The 17,767-nt window shown below is 72.1% G+C and carries 12 protein-coding genes; 8 read left to right on the top strand and 4 right to left on the bottom strand.

Annotated elements, in window-relative coordinates:
• Positions 1-125: 125 nt before the first annotated feature.
• Both AC07GB_RS00795 and AC07GB_RS00790 read right to left on the bottom strand, forming a co-directional pair.
• Entirely contained in the window at positions 126-1,280 is a 1,155-nt protein-coding gene (locus AC07GB_RS00795; protein WP_478841061.1) for a PQQ-dependent sugar dehydrogenase, read from the bottom strand.
• Positions 1,281-1,471: 191 nt separating this feature from the next.
• Positions 1,472-2,464 carry an aldo/keto reductase gene (locus AC07GB_RS00790; protein WP_478841060.1) on the bottom strand — a complete coding sequence of 331 codons (993 nt, stop codon included), beginning with the start codon at positions 2,462-2,464 and terminating at the stop codon, positions 1,472-1,474.
• 135 nt (positions 2,465-2,599) lie between these two features.
• Here AC07GB_RS00790 and AC07GB_RS00785 point away from each other — a divergent pair, with 135 nt between their 5' ends.
• The 6 genes from AC07GB_RS00785 (at position 2,600) to serA (ending at position 13,131) form a co-directional block, all read left to right on the top strand.
• The gene (locus AC07GB_RS00785; RefSeq protein ID WP_478841059.1) at positions 2,600-3,550 is read left to right on the top strand and encodes a 2-hydroxyacid dehydrogenase; all 951 of its coding nucleotides are present in this window, start codon (positions 2,600-2,602) and stop codon (positions 3,548-3,550) included.
• 739 nt (positions 3,551-4,289) lie between these two features.
• Positions 4,290-7,415, top strand: a complete 3,126-nt coding sequence (locus AC07GB_RS00780) for a putative bifunctional diguanylate cyclase/phosphodiesterase (protein ID WP_478841058.1) — start codon at positions 4,290-4,292, stop codon at positions 7,413-7,415.
• Positions 7,416-7,679: 264 nt separating this feature from the next.
• The gene (locus AC07GB_RS00775; protein WP_478841057.1) at positions 7,680-9,539 is read left to right on the top strand and encodes an acetolactate synthase large subunit; all 1,860 of its coding nucleotides are present in this window, start codon (positions 7,680-7,682) and stop codon (positions 9,537-9,539) included.
• Between the two features lie 35 nt (positions 9,540-9,574).
• Positions 9,575-10,099, top strand: coding sequence for an acetolactate synthase small subunit (ilvN, locus tag AC07GB_RS00770; protein ID WP_478841400.1), 525 nt, complete (start codon positions 9,575-9,577; stop codon positions 10,097-10,099).
• A gap of 86 nt (positions 10,100-10,185) precedes the next feature.
• Positions 10,186-11,184 carry a ketol-acid reductoisomerase gene (gene ilvC / locus AC07GB_RS00765; RefSeq protein ID WP_478841056.1) on the top strand — a complete coding sequence of 333 codons (999 nt, stop codon included), beginning with the start codon at positions 10,186-10,188 and terminating at the stop codon, positions 11,182-11,184.
• Positions 11,185-11,526: 342 nt separating this feature from the next.
• Positions 11,527-13,131, top strand: coding sequence for a phosphoglycerate dehydrogenase (gene serA, locus AC07GB_RS00760; protein ID WP_478841055.1), 1,605 nt, complete (start codon positions 11,527-11,529; stop codon positions 13,129-13,131).
• 66 nt (positions 13,132-13,197) lie between these two features.
• Here serA and AC07GB_RS00755 read toward each other — a convergent pair whose 3' ends face one another.
• Positions 13,198-14,700, bottom strand: a complete 1,503-nt coding sequence (locus AC07GB_RS00755) for an MFS transporter (protein WP_478841054.1) — start codon at positions 14,698-14,700, stop codon at positions 13,198-13,200.
• Between the two features lie 97 nt (positions 14,701-14,797).
• On the opposite strand from AC07GB_RS00755, the gene AC07GB_RS00750 reads away from it, so the two are divergent.
• Positions 14,798-15,397, top strand: coding sequence for a TetR/AcrR family transcriptional regulator (locus AC07GB_RS00750; RefSeq protein WP_478841053.1), 600 nt, complete (start codon positions 14,798-14,800; stop codon positions 15,395-15,397).
• Here the strand turns inward: AC07GB_RS00750 and AC07GB_RS00745 are convergent.
• Positions 15,383-16,552, bottom strand: coding sequence for a PucR family transcriptional regulator (locus AC07GB_RS00745; protein WP_478841052.1), 1,170 nt, complete (start codon positions 16,550-16,552; stop codon positions 15,383-15,385). The two genes, AC07GB_RS00750 and AC07GB_RS00745, sit on opposite strands and share 15 nt — an antisense overlap.
• Before the next feature lie 259 nt (positions 16,553-16,811).
• On the opposite strand from AC07GB_RS00745, the gene AC07GB_RS00740 reads away from it, so the two are divergent.
• Positions 16,812-17,738 carry a proline dehydrogenase family protein gene (locus AC07GB_RS00740; RefSeq protein WP_478841051.1) on the top strand — a complete coding sequence of 309 codons (927 nt, stop codon included), beginning with the start codon at positions 16,812-16,814 and terminating at the stop codon, positions 17,736-17,738.
• The last annotated feature ends 29 nt before the right edge of the window (positions 17,739-17,767 follow it).

Raw genomic sequence — 17,767 nt, 5'->3', positions numbered from 1 at the left:
GCCTCGGCTTCGGCCCCGCCCCGGTGTGGCCCGCGGAGGCCTCGGCCGCCGCTGGAGCCCGGTGGTCCTGGCTTCGGCTCCGCTTCGGTTCCGGTCCCGGGCGACGCGAGCGCGAGCGCGTCTCGCTACTTCACCTCCACCTCCAGGATCTTGTCGTCCCCCTTCTCCGGCGTGCCCCGAGAATCCGTCTCGCTCGTCACGAGCCACAGCTTGTCGCCGCCCGCCGCGAGCACCGTGCGCAGCCTGCCGTGCTCCTCGGTGAGGAACGCCTCCGTCTTCGGCTCCCCGCTCACCCCGCGCACCGGGACGCGCCACAGCCGCTGGCCGCGCAGGCCCGCCATCCAGATCGAGCCCTCGGCGTGGGCGACGCCGCTCGGGGAGGCCTCGGACGTCTTCCACTGGGCCACCGGCGCGTGGAAGCCGTCCTTCTTGGCGTCCGCGTCGCCCTTGCCCTCCACCTCGGGCCAGCCGTAGTTGTCACCTGCCTTGATCTCGTTCAGCTCGTCCCAGGTGTCCTGGCCGAACTCCGAGGCCCACAGGCGCTTCTGCTCGTCCCAGGCGAGTCCCTGCACATTCCGGTGGCCGTACGAGAAGACCGGGGAGCCCTCGAAGGGGTTGCCCGGGGCGGGCTCGCCGTCCGGGGTGAGGCGGAGGATCTTGCCGCCGAGGGACTTCTTGTCCTGGGCGAGGCCGGTGTCCCCGGTCTCCCCCGTGCCCACGTACAGCAGCTTGTCGGGGCCGAAGGCGATCCGGCCGCCGTTGTGGATCATGCCCTTGGGGATGCCCTTGAAGATCGTGTCGGGGGCGCCAAGGCGCTGGCCCGCGGGCTTCGCCTCGTCGTACAGCATCCGGGCCACGCGGTTGTCGGAGGCCGTCGTGAAGTACGCGTACACGAAGTGGTCCGAGGCGTACGCCGGGGACAGGGCGAGACCCATCAGGCCGCCCTCGCCGCCGGGGTCGACCCCGGGGACCGGGCCGGCTTCGGTCTTCTTGCCGGTGCTGCCGTCGACATGGGTGATCGTGCCCTCGTCACGGGAGGAGACGAGCAGGTCGCCGCCCGGGAGCGCGGCGAGCCCCCAGGGTGACTTCAGGCCCGTGGCCAGGGTCTTGGTGACCTTGGCCGAGCCCTTCTCCGGGGGAGGCGTCGCGCCGTCGTCCGGCGGGGAGCCGCTGGGGCCGGAGGCGCTGGACTCGGTGCGCTCGCCGCCCCGCGCGGCGTCGCCGTCGTCCGACGAGCATCCGGTGGCCAGCAGGAGGGCGGTGGCCAAGGTGGCCGCCACGGCGAAACGGTGAGGACTCGGCACGGTGAGGATCCCTTCGGTGCGGCGCTTCTCCTGTTCATACACCGCCCGAGCCCCGCGGGTTCCACACCTCTGCCGAGGGCTCGCCGACCCCGCCCTTCCCGAAACCGGGGGCTCCGCCTCCGGACCCCCGCCTGATCGGCCGCGGAGCGGCGATACAGGGGCTGGGCTCAGTCCCAGGAGCCCTGGGCCGGGGGCAGCGCCGCCAGGTCCGCGAGGTCGCGGGGGGAGAGGCGGACCCCCGCAGCCCCCGCGTTCTCCCGCGCCCAGCGGTCCCGCTTCGCGCCGGGGATCGGCACCACCTGGGCGCCCTGCGCGAGCACCCACGCCAGGGCCACCTGCGCGGGCGTCGCGCCGTGCCGGGCCGCGACCCGGCGCAGGCCCACCACCAGAGGCTGGTTGGCCGCCATCATCTCGGCGGTGAAGCGCGGATGCCGGGCGCGCAGGTCGTCCGGCTCGAAGCCCTGCCCCGGCGTCAGCGTGCCCGTGAGGAAGCCGTTGCCCAGCGGCATCGCGGCCAGGAGCCCCACGCCCCGCGCCGCGCACCACGGCAGCAGCGCGTCGAGCGCCTCGGGTGACCACACCGACAGCTCGGCCTCCACCGCCGTCACCGGGAAGACCTGCTGGATCCGTTCGAGCTGGCGGATCGTGGTGTCGTGCATCCCGGCGCCGGACCGCCGCCGCGCCCGCGCTCCGACCGCGCACAGGCCGAGAGCCCGCACCTTCCCGGCCGTGACCAGGTCGGCCATCGCGCCCCAGGTCTCCTCGATCGGCACCTCCGGGTCGGCGCGGTGCAGCTGGTAGAGGTCGATGGTGTCCGTCTGGAGGCGCCGCAGCGACGCGTCGCAGGCGCGCTTCACATAGCCGGGCCTGCCGTTGGCGACGACGTGCTGGTCACCCACGAGCAGCCCGCACTTCGTCGACACGAAGGCCTCGGCGCGCCGCTCCTTGAGCACCCGCCCGATGAGCAGCTCGTTGGTGAACGGGCCGTACATGTCCGCCGTGTCGAGGAGCGTCGTGCCCAGGTCGAGCGCCGCGTGCACGGTCCGCAGCGAGGCCTCACCGCGCTGTCGAGAGCCGGAGTACGCCCAGTTCATCGGCATGCAGCCGAGTCCGACGGCGCCCACCCCGAGCGCACCGGCGCCGATCGTCCTGCGCTCCACCTGGTCGAACCCTCCCGCTGTCCCGCGATCCCTCGATCCCGCGACGTGTCCGCGATCTTCCGTCCGGGCGGCACCAAACGTAACCTCTGCCTCCCGGCACGCGGCGTGCGCCCTGTTCGCATTAGCCTCCTGACCATGACAACTGACGTATGGCTGCCGTTCGAAGAGACCGACGTCGAGGGTCTGCCGGTCGCGTCCGAAGCCGGTCTGACGTACCGCTACTGGGACGGCGGTCCGGACTATCCCGCCGATCCGGCCGACTGCGTCTTCTACGTGGTCCCGTACATGAAGAGCATCGACGTGGTGGTGCCCCCGATGACCGCCATGACGTCCCTGCGGGTCGTGCAGACGCTGACGGCGGGCATCGACGCCCTGGAGCCCGGCCTGAAGTCCCTGCGGCCCGGTGTCCGGCTGTGCAACGCGCGCGGGGTGCACGAGGCCAGCACCGCCGAGCTGGCGCTGACGCTGATCCTCGCCTCCTTGCGGGGCGTCCCGCGGTTCGTGGAGGGGCAGCGGGTCCAGGAGTGGCGCTCGGGGTTCTACCCGGCACTCGCCGACAAGTCCGTGCTCATCGTGGGGTACGGATCCATCGGCTCCGCGATCGAGGACCGGCTCGCGCCCTTTGAGTGCGCGCGGGTGGCGCGCGTCGCGCGCACCGAGCGCACCACGGCGCGCGGTTCGGTGCGCTCGCTCGACGAACTGCCCCGACTGCTTCCCGAAGCGGACGTGGTGGTGCTGTCCACGCCCCTCACGGACGCCACCCGCGGCCTGGTCGACGCCGACTTCCTGGCACGCATGAAGGACGGCGCGCTGCTCGTGAACGTCGCCCGCGGACCGGTGGTCGACACGAAAGCGCTGCTCCCGGAGCTGGAGAGCGGCCGCCTGACCGCGGCCCTGGACGTCACGGAGCCGGAGCCGCTGCCTGCGGGACACCCGCTGTGGCGGGCCCCCGGCGTGCTGATCAGTCCGCACGTGGGGGGCTCGTCGTCCGCGTTCCGGCCGCGCGCCCGGCGCCTGTTGGCCGCCCAGCTGACGCGGTACGTCACCGGGGAGCCGCTCTCCAACGTCGTTCTGACGACGTCGTGACCCCGATGACGCCGTGAGCCCAAGGGTGTCGTAACCCGTCGCAACCCCAATATTCAGGGCCTCGGAGCCCGGCCCTCCAGCCTGCGAAGGCTTCACAAGTCGGTCAGGAACGGTCGATATCCGGCGCGCCGTGACCGCCTGGAACCGGCGTTGAGCCTTCTCTGCACGCTCCGCACTCACTCGTGTGCGCCGCGTGTCCATATTGACGGGGGTAGTCACGCAGCGTAGAGCAGACCTGTCCCTGAGTGACGAGGCTGGTGTATCGTCCCCGACAGGGGCTGCGCCGTGCACCGTTCGGCGCGGGGGATCGAGTACCGAGACGGCGAGGGGGGCGACGGGCGATGCACGGCCTATGGGCGAACGATCCGAAGCGGCGGGACCACCGCCCGCGACTCTCGCGTACACCGGCCCGCGGCCGTCGGCACTGCGCCCGGCGCCACCGCCACCGGCACCCGCACCGCGCCGCGAGGCGCCGTCCGCAGCGGTCGGAGGTCGGCGCATGGCAGTCATCAGGACGGACGAGCGACCGCCGACGCACGGACCCGGCGTCTCCTGGCGGGTGGCGGCGGGACCCGCGTCCCCCCGCTGTCCCGTCGACGGGACCGGGACGCCGTGGCCCGGCGGCGCATGGGACCCCTGGCACCACGGCGCGCTTCCCGCACCCGGGCGCGGCGCACCGCGCGGTGCGCGGACGCGGCGCTCGTGGCCGTGGCGCCGGCGCACGGAGCGGAGCGGGCAGGTGAGCGGGCAGACGGCTTCCGCGTCCGTCCTCGACGGCGGGCTCGGCGCCCCCCTGTCCTCCCCGGGTGCCCCCATGGCCCGCCGCCCGGCGCCGAGCGGGGGCACGGGCCTGCTCTCCCAGGTCCTCCTGCTGCTGGTCTGCGGGGGCTATGCGACGGGCTCCGCCCTCGGCTGGGGCTCGACCCGGCTCGCGCTCATCATGGGCGACTTCGGCCTCAGCGCCGCCGCCGCGGCCGCCGCCGTCTCCTGCTTCTTCTACTCCCGCACCCGGCGCAGCCGCTTTCGACCCGCTTGGCTGCTGTTCGCGCTCTCCTCCGCGATGGCGGCCTGCGGAAACGCGGTGTGGGGATGGCACGAGGTCGTCCTGCGCCAGCCCGTGCCCGAGCGCGGCTTCGCGGACCTGTTCTTCCTCTGCTTCGCACCGCCCGCCATCATCGGGCTGCTCGTGCTCGCCAAGCGGCCGGTCACCAAGGCCGGCTGGGTGTGCCTCGGGCTCGACGCGTGGCTCATCGGCGGTTCACTGCTCACGCTCTCCTGGAGCCTCGCCCTCGCGCACACCGCGCAGTTCGACGGCCCGGGCGTCGCCCACGCGGCCCTGTCGCTCGCGTACCCGCTCCTGGACATCGCGCTGGTCAGCATGGTCCTCGCCCTGCACTTCAGGCGCTCGTCGGCGAACCGCACCGCCGTGAACACCGCGATCGGGGCCCTCGCGCTGACCGTGATGTGCGACGCCCTGTTCACCTCGCCGCTGCTGCACGCCAGCTACCGCTCGGGGCAACTGCTCGACGCGGGCTGGTTCGCCGGTTCCCTGCTCCTCGCGTACGCCCCCTGGGCGACGCCCCGGCAGAGCCGCGCGGACACGGACCTCCCGCGCGCGGGCCACCGTCCGTACGGCAGGACGCGCATCCCGGCCCTGCACGACGTACGAGGCGTTCGCGACGGCCGCGACGGCCGCGGGGTTCATGAACCGCACGACGCGCGTGACGTACGGGACCCGCGGGAGATGCGAGATCCGCGTGATCAGCGCGACGTCCGCGACCACGAGCGGGGTGACGTCGCGCGGTACGCGACGACGCGGCCCATCGCCGGCTCGCTCGCCGCCCTCACGCCGTATCTGGCCGCCGCGGTCTGCACGCTCGGGATCCTCTACAACGTCCTGAACGGGCGCAGTGTCGACGAGGTCGTGCTCTTCACCGCCGGCACCGTCGTCCTCGCCCTCGTCGTCCGCCAGGGCATCATGCTGCTCGACAACATCACCCTCACCCAGGAACTGGCCCAGAAGGAGAACCACTTCCGGTCCCTGGTCCAGGGTTCGAGCGACGTCATCATGATCGCCGCCCCGAGCGGCATCCTGCGCTACGTCAGCCCGGCCGCCGCCGGGGTCTACGGCCGCGAGGCCGACGACCTCGTCGGCTCGGAGCTGGCCTCGCTCATGCACCCGGAGGACCTCGGACGCGTGGTCCACGAGGTGCGCCGCTTCCTCGCCGCCAACCCCGTGGAGGAGCCCACGACGCGGATCGAATGCCGTTTCAAGTCCGGCAGCGGTGAATGGCTGAACGTGGAGTCCACCGTCAACCGCCACCACGGCGGCCTCATCTTCAACAGCCGGGACGTGACCGAACGGGTGCGCCTCCAGGCGCAGTTGCAGCACAACGCCGAGCACGATCCGCTCACCGACCTGCCCAACCGGGCGCTCTTCACCCGCCGAGTCGCGCAAGCGCTCGGCGGTCGCAGAGTCACCGACCGAGGCACGGCCGTGCTCTTCATCGACCTCGACGGCTTCAAGGCCGTGAACGACACCATCGGCCACCAGGCGGGCGACGAACTCCTCGTGATGGCCGCCCAGCGCCTCCAGGAGGCCGTCCGCGCGTCGGACACCGCCTCGCGCCTCGGCGGCGACGAGTTCGCCGCCCTCATCGTCGGCGACGGCACCCGGGACCACGCCGCGCGCGAGAAGCACATCATGGAGCTGGCCGACCGGCTGCGGCTCAGACTCTCCCAGCCGTACGACATCGACGGCAACGATGTCCGCGTCGCCGCGTCCATCGGCGTGGCCTTCGCCGAACCGGGCGTAGGCGCGGGCGAGCTGCTGCGCAACGCCGACCTCGCGATGTACCGCGCGAAGGCCGCGGGCAAGGGCCGCGTGGAGCTGTACGCCCCCCAGATGCAGGCCGACGTCGCCCGCAAGGCCGAGCTGGCCACGCGCCTGCGCAGCGCCCTGCACGAGGGCGAGTTCGCGCTCCTGCACCAGCCCGTGGTGGCCCTCGACAGCGGCCGGATCACCTCGGTCGCCGCCCAGGCGCGATGGCGCTCGGCCCAGGGCATCCTGTTCACGCCCGCCGAGTTCCTGCGCACCGCCGAGGACGGCGAGCGCGCCGCCGAGCTGGGCCGCTGGCTGCTCCAGGAGGCCGTCGAGAAGGCCGCGGAGCGGGGCATCGCCGGGCACGCGATGCCCGTCTCGGTGCGGATCAGCGCGCGCCGCCTGGTCGACCGCTCCCTGCCGCTCGGCTCCCTGGAGGCCCTGCTCACCCGGCACGGACTGCCCTCCGGCGCGCTCGTCATCGAGCTGGCGGACAGCGACCCGCGGGTCTCCCTCGACGAGCTGGAGCGCCGTCTGACCTCCCTGCGGCGGCTCGGCGTCCGCGTCGCGCTCGACGGCTTCGGCAGCGGCTGCGCGGCGATCACGGCACTGCGGCGCCTCCCCGTCGACGTGCTGAAGCTGGACCGCGGGCTCGTCGAGGGCGTCGTGGAGTCCGCGCGCCTGCACAAGATCACGGCGGGTCTCCTGCGCATCGCCACCGACCTCGGCCTCGACTCCGTCGCCGACGGCGTGGACCACCCCGAGCAGGTCGTGGCGCTGCGCGCGATGGGCTGCACGCACGGCCAGGGCATGGCGTTCTCCGGCCCGCTCGACGAGTACCGGCTGCGCCGGGCGCTCGCGATGGGGGAGTACCCCGTGCCGCGCGGGCCCGTGGAGCCCGTCTGCGTGGGCGGCCCGGCCGTGGCGCCCCCCGGCGCCTTCGGCGGCGCGAGCGCGGCGACCGCGGTGTACGCGGCCGGGACGGTGGCCGGCACCACCCCGTTCGGCCGCTCACATGCTGAGACGCCCGTCCCACCTACTTGACAGCCCCGGCGCGCCGGGGGGAGGGTCAGTGCCATGCGCACCCGAATTCTCGTACTTGGAAAGCGCGTCGGCTGAAGCTGGGAAGCCCGGTCCTGACACCGGAGGAACCCCAGCGACCGCACCCGGCGCGCTCCCCTCGCTTGCCCCACGGCACGAGGGGTTTTTTGTTGCACCAGCACTGCCGAACCAAGGCAAAAAACCCGCTAGACCCCCGCCGAACGTTTCAGCGGAACCTCAGCGACAACCCTCAGCATCGAGAAGAGAATGCCGATGACCGAGCAGGCCACCGGGGCCAGCCATCCGCAGCCGCGGCCCCGATCCTCTGGACAGCAGCCCGCGCCCGTCGAGCACGTCACGGGTGCGCAGTCCCTGATCCGTTCGCTCGAAGAAGTCGGGGCCGACACCGTATTCGGCATTCCCGGGGGCGCGATCCTCCCGGCGTACGACCCGATGATGGACTCCACGCGCGTCCGTCACATCCTCGTCCGCCACGAGCAGGGCGCGGGCCACGCCGCCACCGGCTACGCCCAGGCCACCGGCAGGGTCGGCGTCTGCATGGCCACGTCGGGCCCCGGCGCCACCAACCTGGTCACGCCCATCGCGGACGCCCACATGGACTCGGTGCCGCTCGTCGCCATCACCGGGCAGGTCTCCTCCAAGGCCATCGGCACGGACGCCTTCCAGGAGGCGGACATCGTCGGCATCACGATGCCGATCACCAAGCACAACTTCCTGGTGACCAAGGCCGAGGACATCCCGCGCACCATCGCGGAGGCCTTCCACATCGCCTCCACCGGCCGCCCGGGCCCCGTCCTGGTCGACATCGCCAAGGACGCCCTCCAGGCGCGCACCACGTTCTCCTGGCCGCCGCAGCAGGAGCTGCCCGGCTACCGCCCGGTGACCAAGCCGCACGCCAAGCAGATCCGCGAGGCGGCGAAGCTCATCACCGCCGCGAAGCGCCCCGTCCTGTACGTCGGCGGCGGCGTCATCAAGGCCGGCGCCACCGCCGAGCTGAAGGTCCTCGCCGAGCTGACCGGCGCGCCCGTCACCACCACCCTGATGGCGCTCGGCGCGTTCCCCGACAGCCACCCGCTGCACGTGGGGATGCCGGGCATGCACGGTGCGGTCACCGCCGTCACCGCGCTCCAGAAGTCCGACCTGATCGTCGCCCTCGGCGCCCGCTTCGACGACCGCGTCACCGGCAAGCTGGACAGCTTCGCGCCGCACGCGAAGGTCGTGCACGCCGACATCGACCCGGCCGAGATCGGCAAGAACCGCGCCGCCGACGTGCCGATCGTCGGCGACGCCCGCGAGGTCATCGCCGACCTCGTCCAGGCGATCCAGGCCGAGCACACCGCGGGCCACACCGGCGACTACACCGCCTGGTGGGCCGACCTGAACCGCTGGCGCGACACCTACCCGCTCGGCTACGACCACCCGGACAACGGCCAGCTGTCACCGCAGCAGGTCATCGAGCGCATCGGCCGGCTGGCCCCCGAGGGCACGGTCTTCGCCGCGGGCGTCGGCCAGCACCAGATGTGGGCCGCGCACTTCATCCAGTACGAGCAGCCCGCGACCTGGCTCAACTCCGGCGGCGCCGGGACGATGGGCTATGCCGTCCCGGCCGCGATGGGGGCCAAGGCGGGCCGGCCGGACAAGACCGTCTGGGCGATCGACGGCGACGGCTGCTTCCAGATGACCAATCAGGAGCTGACCACCTGCGCCCTGAACAACATCCCGATCAAGGTCGCCATCATCAACAACGGCGCCCTGGGGATGGTCCGCCAGTGGCAGGCGCTGTTCTACAACCAGCGCTACTCCAACACCGTGCTGCACAGCGGCCCGGACGCGGACGGCAAGCAGCCGAGCGCGGGCACCCGCATCCCGGACTTCGTCAAGCTGTCCGAGGCGATGGGCTGTTACGCGATCCGCTGCGAGGACCCGGCCGACCTCGACAAGGTCATCGAAGAGGCCAACGCCGTCAACGACCGCCCGGTCGTGATCGACTTCATCGTCCACGAGGACGCCCAGGTCTGGCCGATGGTCGCGGCGGGCACCTCGAACGACGAGGTCATGGCCGCCCGGGGCGTCCGCCCCGACTTCGGCGACGGCGAAGACGACTGAGAGCACCAGGAAGAGGTACGACCGCCATGACCGTCATGTCCAAGCACACGCTCTCGGTCCTCGTCGAGAACACCCCCGGCATCCTCGCCAGGATCGCCGCCCTTTTCTCCCGCCGCGGCTTCAACATCGACTCCCTGGCCGTCGGCGTCACCGAGCACCCCGACATCTCCCGCATCACCATCGTCGTGAATGTCGAGGACCTGCCGCTCGAACAGGTCACGAAGCAGCTCAACAAGCTGGTGAACGTCCTGAAGATCGTCGAACTGGAGCCGGGCGCCGCCGTCCAGCGCGAACTCGTCCTCGTGAAGGTGCGCGCCGACAACGAGACCCGCTCCCAGATCGTCGAGATCGTCCAGCTGTTCCGCGCCAAGACCGTGGACGTCTCGCCCGAGGCCGTGACCATCGAGGCCACCGGGTCGAGCGACAAGCTGGAGGCCATGCTCAAGATGCTCGAACCCTTCGGCATCAAGGAGCTGGTGCAGTCCGGCACCATCGCGATCGGCCGCGGCTCGCGCTCGATCACGGACCGCAGCCTGCGGGCGCTCGACCGCACCGCCTGACGTTCCGCATTCCGGAACCCCCCGACCTTCCTGACCGAGCCCGCCGTACGGTGGGACGCAACATCAGCACACATAGGAGATATCCAGTGGCCGAGCTGTTCTACGACGCCGACGCAGACCTGTCCATCATCCAGGGCCGCAAGGTCGCGGTCATCGGTTACGGCAGCCAGGGCCACGCCCACGCCCTCTCGCTGCGCGACTCCGGCGTGGACGTCCGGGTCGGCCTGCACGAGGGCTCCAAGTCGAAGGCCAAGGCCGAGGAGCAGGGCCTGCGCGTCGTCACGCCCGCCGAGGCCACCGAAGAGGCCGACGTCATCATGGTCCTGGTGCCGGACCCGATCCAGGCCAAGGTCTACGAGGAGTCCATCGCCCCGCACCTGAAGGAGGGCGACGCGCTCTTCTTCGGCCACGGCCTGAACATCCGCTTCGGCTTCATCAAGCCCCCGGCGGGCGTCGACGTCTGCATGGTCGCCCCCAAGGGCCCGGGCCACCTGGTGCGCCGTCAGTACGAGGAGGGCCGCGGCGTTCCGTGCATCGCGGCCGTCGAGCAGGACGCCACGGGCAAGGGCTTCGAGCTGGCCCTGTCGTACGCCAAGGGCATCGGCGGCACCCGCGCGGGCGTCATCAAGACGACCTTCACCGAGGAGACCGAGACCGACCTGTTCGGTGAGCAGGCCGTGCTCTGCGGCGGCACCGCCGCCCTGGTCAAGGCGGGCTTCGAGACCCTCGTCGAGGCGGGCTACCAGCCGGAGATCGCCTACTTCGAGTGCCTGCACGAGCTGAAGCTGATCGTCGACCTCATGTACGAGGGCGGCCTGGAGAAGATGCGCTGGTCGGTCTCCGAGACCGCCGAGTGGGGCGACTACGTCACCGGCCCGCGCATCATCACGGACGCCACCAAGGCCGAGATGAAGAAGGTCCTGGCCGAGATCCAGGACGGCACGTTCGCGAAGCAGTGGATGGACGAGTACCACGGCGGCCTGAAGAAGTACAACGAGTACAAGCAGCAGGACCAGGACCACCTCCTGGAGACCACCGGCAAGGAGCTGCGCAAGCTCATGTCTTGGGTCAACGACAACGAGTAGGGCGTATGCCTGCGGGGCCGGGGCCCATCGCCCCGGCCCCGCAGGCGTGAGGACACGGGGCTCCGCCCCGGACCCCGCTCCTCAAACTCCCCCACTGCCTTAAGGGCGTGGGAGGTGCCCCCGAGGGGCTGGATCTTCCCAGCCCCTCCGCGCTTGTCCGCGGTGTCCAGCCTCGTCCGGGTGATCCTTCCAGTCAGGCGCATAGGGGCCCGGCAGCCGCCACTACACTGCAACCACCATTCGCGTCAGGCCCACAGCGTCGTGCGTCTTCCACGCGGCTAGCCACCTCCACCGCCTGCGGCCGTCGGGACGGCCGTCCGCATTGGACTTGTGAGGACTCACGTGAGCACTGCTGCCAACGGCAAACCGGTCGTACTCATCGCTGAAGAGCTGTCGCCCGCGACCGTCGAAGCCCTGGGCCCGGACTTCGAGATCCGCCGCTGCAACGGCGCGGACCGCGCGGAGCTGCTGCCCGCCATCGCCGACGTCGACGCCATCCTGGTCCGCTCCGCGACCAAGGTCGACGCCGAGGCCATCGCCGCCGCCCGCAAGCTGAGGGTCGTCGCCCGCGCGGGCGTCGGCCTCGACAACGTCGACGTCTCCGCCGCCACCAAGGCGGGCGTCATGGTGGTGAACGCCCCCACCTCGAACATCGTCACCGCCGCCGAGCTGGCCTGCGGCCTGATCCTCGCCACCGCCCGCAACATCCCGCAGGCCAACACGGCGCTGAAGAACGGCGAGTGGAAGCGCTCCAAGTACACCGGCGTGGAGCTGGCCGAGAAGACCCTCGGCGTCGTCGGCCTCGGCCGCATCGGCGCGCTCGTGGCGCAGCGGATGTCCGCGTTCGGCATGAAGGTCGTCGCCTACGACCCGTACGTGCAGCCGGCGCGCGCCGCGCAGATGGGCGTGAAGGTGCTCTCGCTCGACGAGCTTCTTGAGGCCTCGGACTTCATCACCGTGCACCTGCCGAAGACGCCCGAGACCGTGGGCCTCATCGGCGACGAGGCGCTGCACAAGGTCAAGCCCGCGGTGCGGATCGTGAACGCCGCGCGCGGCGGCATCGTCGACGAGGAGGCGCTGTACTCGGCCCTCAAGGAGGGCCGCGTCGCCGGCGCGGGCCTCGACGTGTACGCGAAGGAGCCGTGCACCGACTCCCCGCTGTTCGAGCTTGACCAGGTCGTGTGCACCCCGCACCTCGGCGCGTCCACCGACGAGGCGCAGGAGAAGGCGGGCATCTCGGTCGCCAGGTCCGTGCGCCTCGCGCTCGCGGGCGAGCTGGTCCCGGACGCGGTGAACGTCCAGGGCGGGGTCATCGCCGAGGACGTGCGCCCCGGCCTGCCGCTCGCCGAGAAGCTCGGCCGGATCTTCACCGCCCTCGCGGGCGAGGTCGCGGTGCGGCTCGACGTCGAGGTGTACGGCGAGATCACCCAGCACGACGTGAAGGTCCTCGAACTGTCCGCCCTGAAGGGCGTCTTCGAGGACGTGGTCGACGAGACCGTCTCGTACGTGAACGCGCCGCTGTTCGCGCAGGAGCGCGGCGTCGAGGTGCGGCTGACCACCTCCTCCGAGTCGCCCGACCACCGGAACGTGGTGACCGTGCGCGGCACCCTCGGCGACGGCGAGGAGGTGGCGGTCTCCGGCACGCTCGCCGGTCCCAAGAACCACCAGAAGATCGTCGCGGTCGGTGACTACGACGTGGACCTGGCGCTCGCCGACCACATGGTCGTACTGCGGTACGCGGACCGGCCGGGCGTCGTGGGCACCGTCGGGCGCGTCCTCGGCGAGGCCGGGATCAACATCGCGGGCATGCAGGTCGCCCGCGCCGACGTGGGCGGGGAGGCGCTGGCGGTCCTCACCGTCGACGACACCGTGCCGCAGCCGGTGCTCGCGGAGCTGGCGGAGGAGATCGGGGCGACGTCGGCCCGGTCGGTGAACCTGGCGGACTAGGCATCGAACGCCGGACGGGCCGGAAACCACAGCAGGTGGTTTCCGGCCCGCCCGGCGTTCGGCGTGTCAGCGCAGGGCCCTCGCGGCCAGGCCCGCGGCCAGGAGGAGCACCGCCGCACCGGCCAGGGCCGCCATGTGCATGCCGCTGGTGAAGGCGGAGCGGGCCGCGTCCGTGAGGGCGTCCGCCGCCGCGGGCGGCAGGTGCGAGGCGACCGCCACGGCGCCGCCCAGGGTCTCGCGGGCCGCGTCCGGCGCCGCCGCGGGCATCTCGTGGCGGAACACGGCCGTGCCGATGGAGCCAAGCACTGCCATCCCGAGCGCGCCGCCGAACTCCTGGCCCGTCTCCAGGAGGGAGGCTGCCGTGCCCGCCTTCTCCGCGGGGGCCGCCGCGAGCGCCAGGTCCGTCAGCTGGGAGCCCACGACCACGGCTCCGCAGGCCAGCACCCCGGCCCCGGCGAGCACCGTCCACAGCGCGTCCGTGCCGGCGGCGAAGAGCAGGCCGTAGCCGCAGGCGGAGAGCGCGAAGCCGGCCGCGACCACGCGGGCCCGCGGCACGCCCCCGCGCACCGCCGCCGTCGCGACCGGCGCGGCGAAGCCGATGAGGGCCGAGGGGAGCAGCGCCCACAGCGCGGCGTCGAGGGCGCTCTTGCCGAGCACCGACTGCAAGTACTGCGTGGTGAAATACGCCGAACCGAGCATCGCGAAGGACGAGACGAGATTCAGCGCGACGGCGGTCCCGAAGGCCCGGCCGCCCCGGAAGAGCGCGGGGGAGATCAGCGGTGACGCCGCGGTGCGCTGACGGCGTACGAAGAGCACGGCGAAGAGGGCGCCGACCGCGAGCGAGGCGACGTACGGCCACCGCACCCCCTCGGACGGCATCTCCTTCAGGCCGTAGACCATCGGCAGCACCGCCGCCATGGACAGCGGCACGCTCAGCATGTCGAAGCGGCCCGGGTCCGGGTCCTTGGACTCGGGGACGAGGGCGGGCGCGAGGGCCAGGAGCAGCACCATCGCGGGCAGGTTGACCAGGAACACCGAGCCCCACCAGAAGAATTCGACGAGGACGCCGCTGAGCACCGAGCCGAGCGCGACGCCGCCGACCATGACGCCGGACCAGACGCCGATCGCCTTGGCGCGCTGATCGGGGTCGCGGAACAGCGTGCGGACCAGCGCCATCGTGGAGGGCATCAGGGTCGCGCCGCCGATGCCGAGGACCGCGCGGGCGGCGATGAGCATCTCCGGGCTGGTGGCGTACGCGGCGGCGAGGGACGCCGTGCCGAAGGCCGCCGCGCCGATCAGCAGGAGCTTGCGGCGGCCGATGCGGTCGCCGAGGGAGCCCATGGTCATCAGCAGGCCCGCGAGCACGAACGCGTAGATGTCGAAGATCCACAGCTGCTGGGTGCCGCTCGGCTCCAGGTCGGCGTTCATCGAGGGGACCGCGAAGTAGAGGACCGACACGTCCATCGACACGAGCAGCAGCGGCAGCATCAGGACGGCCAGGGCCAGCCATTCCCTGCGGCCCGCCCGCTCGGTGGCGGGGACGGGCGGAGGCGGGGTTGTCGTCGTCATGAGGCAGGACTGTACGGCCGTATAAGACGCTTGTCTAGAACGGATGTGTAAGACGATTGTCTTGTACGGTCGTCTGGGGCGGACGTAGGCTGCTCGCATGGGACACCGTGAGGATCTGCTCGCAGGGGCCAAGCGCTGCCTGCTGGAGAAGGGCTTCGTGCGCACGACGGCCCGCGACGTGGTCAAGGAGTCGGGCACGAATCTCGCGTCGATCGGCTACCACTACGGCTCGAAGGACGCGCTGCTCGCCGAGGCGTACATCTCGCTCATCGAGGACCTCGGCGGCGGCTTCGTGGGGGCGCCGGGCGACGACGCCGGGCCGGGTGGCTCCCTTGAGCGGTTCGAGAAGGTGTGGGGCAACGTCGTCCAGTCGTTCCCGCAGGCGCGCGGGATCTGGCTGCTGACCCTTGAGTTCATCACCCAGGCCGAGCGGCTCGCCGGGGTGCGGGACATCATGGTCAAGGCCCAGGAGCAGGGGCGCGCGGGCCTGGCCGCGCTGCTGCTCGACCTCGACGAGAGCGCCCTGCCAAAGGACGTCGTGGCGGCGGAGGGGCGGCTCTACACCACCCTCCTGAACGGCCTCATGGTGCAGTGGCTCTTCGACCCCGGCTCGGCCACCACGGCGGCGCAGCTCACGGAGGGGCTGCGGCGGGTCGCCGCGCGGGCCGCCGAGGCCGAGCGGCTACCGCAGCCGTGACGCCTTCAGGGTCATGTGGAGCAGCAGCCGGTCCTCGCCCTCGTCCAGGTCCAGCTTCGTGAGCTGCTCCACGCGCGAGAGCCGGTAGTAGAGCGTCTGGCGGTGGATGCCCAGCTCCGCCGCCGCGCGGCCCGCCTGGCCCGCGCAGTCGAGGAACACCTCGGCGGTGCGGGCCAGTTCGCGGTGCGCGGGGGTCAGCAGGGCGCGGCCCGCCGCGTCCCGCGCGGCCTCCTCGGGCAGCGCCGTCAGGAGGCGGTAGGGGCCGATGTCCGACCAGCGGGCGAGCGGTCCGAGCCGGGGTTCGGCGAGCGCCGCGCGGGCCGCCGCCGACGCCTCCGACCAGGCCGCGCCCAGGTCCTCAAGGCCGTGCCGCGCGCCCGCGACCCCGGCCGTCGCACCGCCGCCGGCCTGCTCCGCGAGGCGGGACGCCGTCGTCAGAGCCGGGGTCATGGCGTCCGTGGAGCGCAGCCGCACCATCACCGCGAGCGAGTGGCCCGCCGCGCCCGCCGCCGTCCACGGCACCGTGCACAGGGCCGTCGCCCCCGGCACCGTCCGCAGCGCGGGCGCGTCCTCCGGGCCCGCCGCGGGCCAGGGCGCCACGCACACCACCGCGTGCAGGGCCTCGCCGCGCGGCCCCAGCGCCGTGCGGAGCGCCGCCACCGCCATGTCCCGCTGCCAGCCGCGCTCCGCGGTCAGGACCGCACGGAACTCCCGGGTCAGGTCGGCGCCCGCCTGGGCCTCGTCGGCGAGCAGCGCGCCGATGCGGGCGGCCACCTCCATGGCCGCGCCGAGCCGCGCGTCCGAGGGGCCCGGCTCGTCGTCGAGGAGCCACACATAGCCGAGGGCGTACCCCCGGTGGCGTACCGGAAGGCAGATCCGGCCTCGGTGCACGCCCGCCTCCGGGGTCGGCGGGATGCGCACCGGCGCGGTGGCGCGGGTGATGCCGAAGCTCTCGAACCAGGCGCGGACCGCGGCCGTGGAGCGGCGGGTGAGGATCGAGCGGGTGCGGACCGGGTCGAGGTCGGCCGCCTCGAAGCCGTCGCCGCCGTCGTGCGCGCCGAAGGCGATCAGCTCGAAGTCGCGGTTCTCCAGGGTCGCGGGCGCGCCGAGCAGGGCCGAGATCTCGTCGACCAGTTCCTGGTAGTCGCCCTTCACCCGTGCCCTTCCTTCGCTCCGTGCGGGCTGCCGCGCCTGCCCGGTCTCCTCACCGTCAATGCCTACGGAAGCCATTCTCGCGCAGTCCGGCACCCGGCTCAGACATCTGTCTGAGATCCAGCCCACGGATGCGTGACAGGTGTCGATAGCTCAGGATCGGAGGGATCCTTAGGTTTCACGGTGGTTCTCCGTGCCGTACCAGTTTTGTCGCAAAAATGACGCCGGTACGGCTTCGTTCGTACTCCCGTGGAGGTGCCCCGTGCTGGGTCCCGTGATCCTTGCCGCGTCGCGCAGTGACAAGATGCGCCGTTTTGTGTCGGCGGCGCCGGGCACCAAGCAGGTCGTCGACCGCTTCATCGCCGGTGAGACCGTCGACCAGGTCGTCCCGATCGTCGAGGACGCGGTCGGCAAGGGCCTGGAGGTCACCCTCGACGTCGTCGGTGAGGACATCACCACCGTCGAGCAGTCCCACGCCGCGCGCGACGCCTATCTGGCGCTCATCGACCGCCTCAAGGACCTCGGCTTCGGCGAGAAGGCCGAGATGTCCGTGAAGCTGTCCATGTTCGGCCAGGCGCTTGAGGACGGCCACGAGCTGGCCCTGGCCAACGTCCGCCCGGTCGTCGAGGCCGCCGCCGCCATCGGCACCACGGTCACCCTGGACGCCGAGGACCACACCACCCTCGACTCGATGTTCGCCATCCACGACGAGCTGCGGAAGGACTTCCCGCAGACCGGCTGCGTCATCCAGGCCTATCTGTTCCGCACCGAGGACGACGCCCGGCGCCTGGCCGCGAACGGCAGCCGCGTGCGCATCGTGAAGGGCGCCTACAAGGAGCCCGCCGAGGTCGCGTACCAGGACAAGGCCGAGATCGACAAGGCGTACGTCCGTATCCTGAAGATCCTGATGGACGGCGAGGGCTACCCGATGATCGGGTCCCACGACCCGCGCCTGATCGCCATCACCCAGGAGCTGGCCCGGCGCGCCGGGCGCAAACTGGACGAGTACGAATTCCAGATGCTGTACGGCATCCGCAGCGAGGAGCACCTGCGGCTCGCCGCCGAGGGCCACCGGATGCGCGTCTACACCGCCTACGGAACCGACTGGTACGGCTACTTCATGCGCCGCCTCGCGGAGAAGCCGGCGAACCTGCTGTTCTTCGGCCGTTCCATCCTCACTAAGGGCTGAGCCGCCCGCACCCGCCCCCCTCCCCGTAC

The organism is Streptomyces sp. NPDC045778, assembly GCF_056431945.1.
This window is presented reverse-complemented; position numbering and strand designations above follow the sequence as displayed.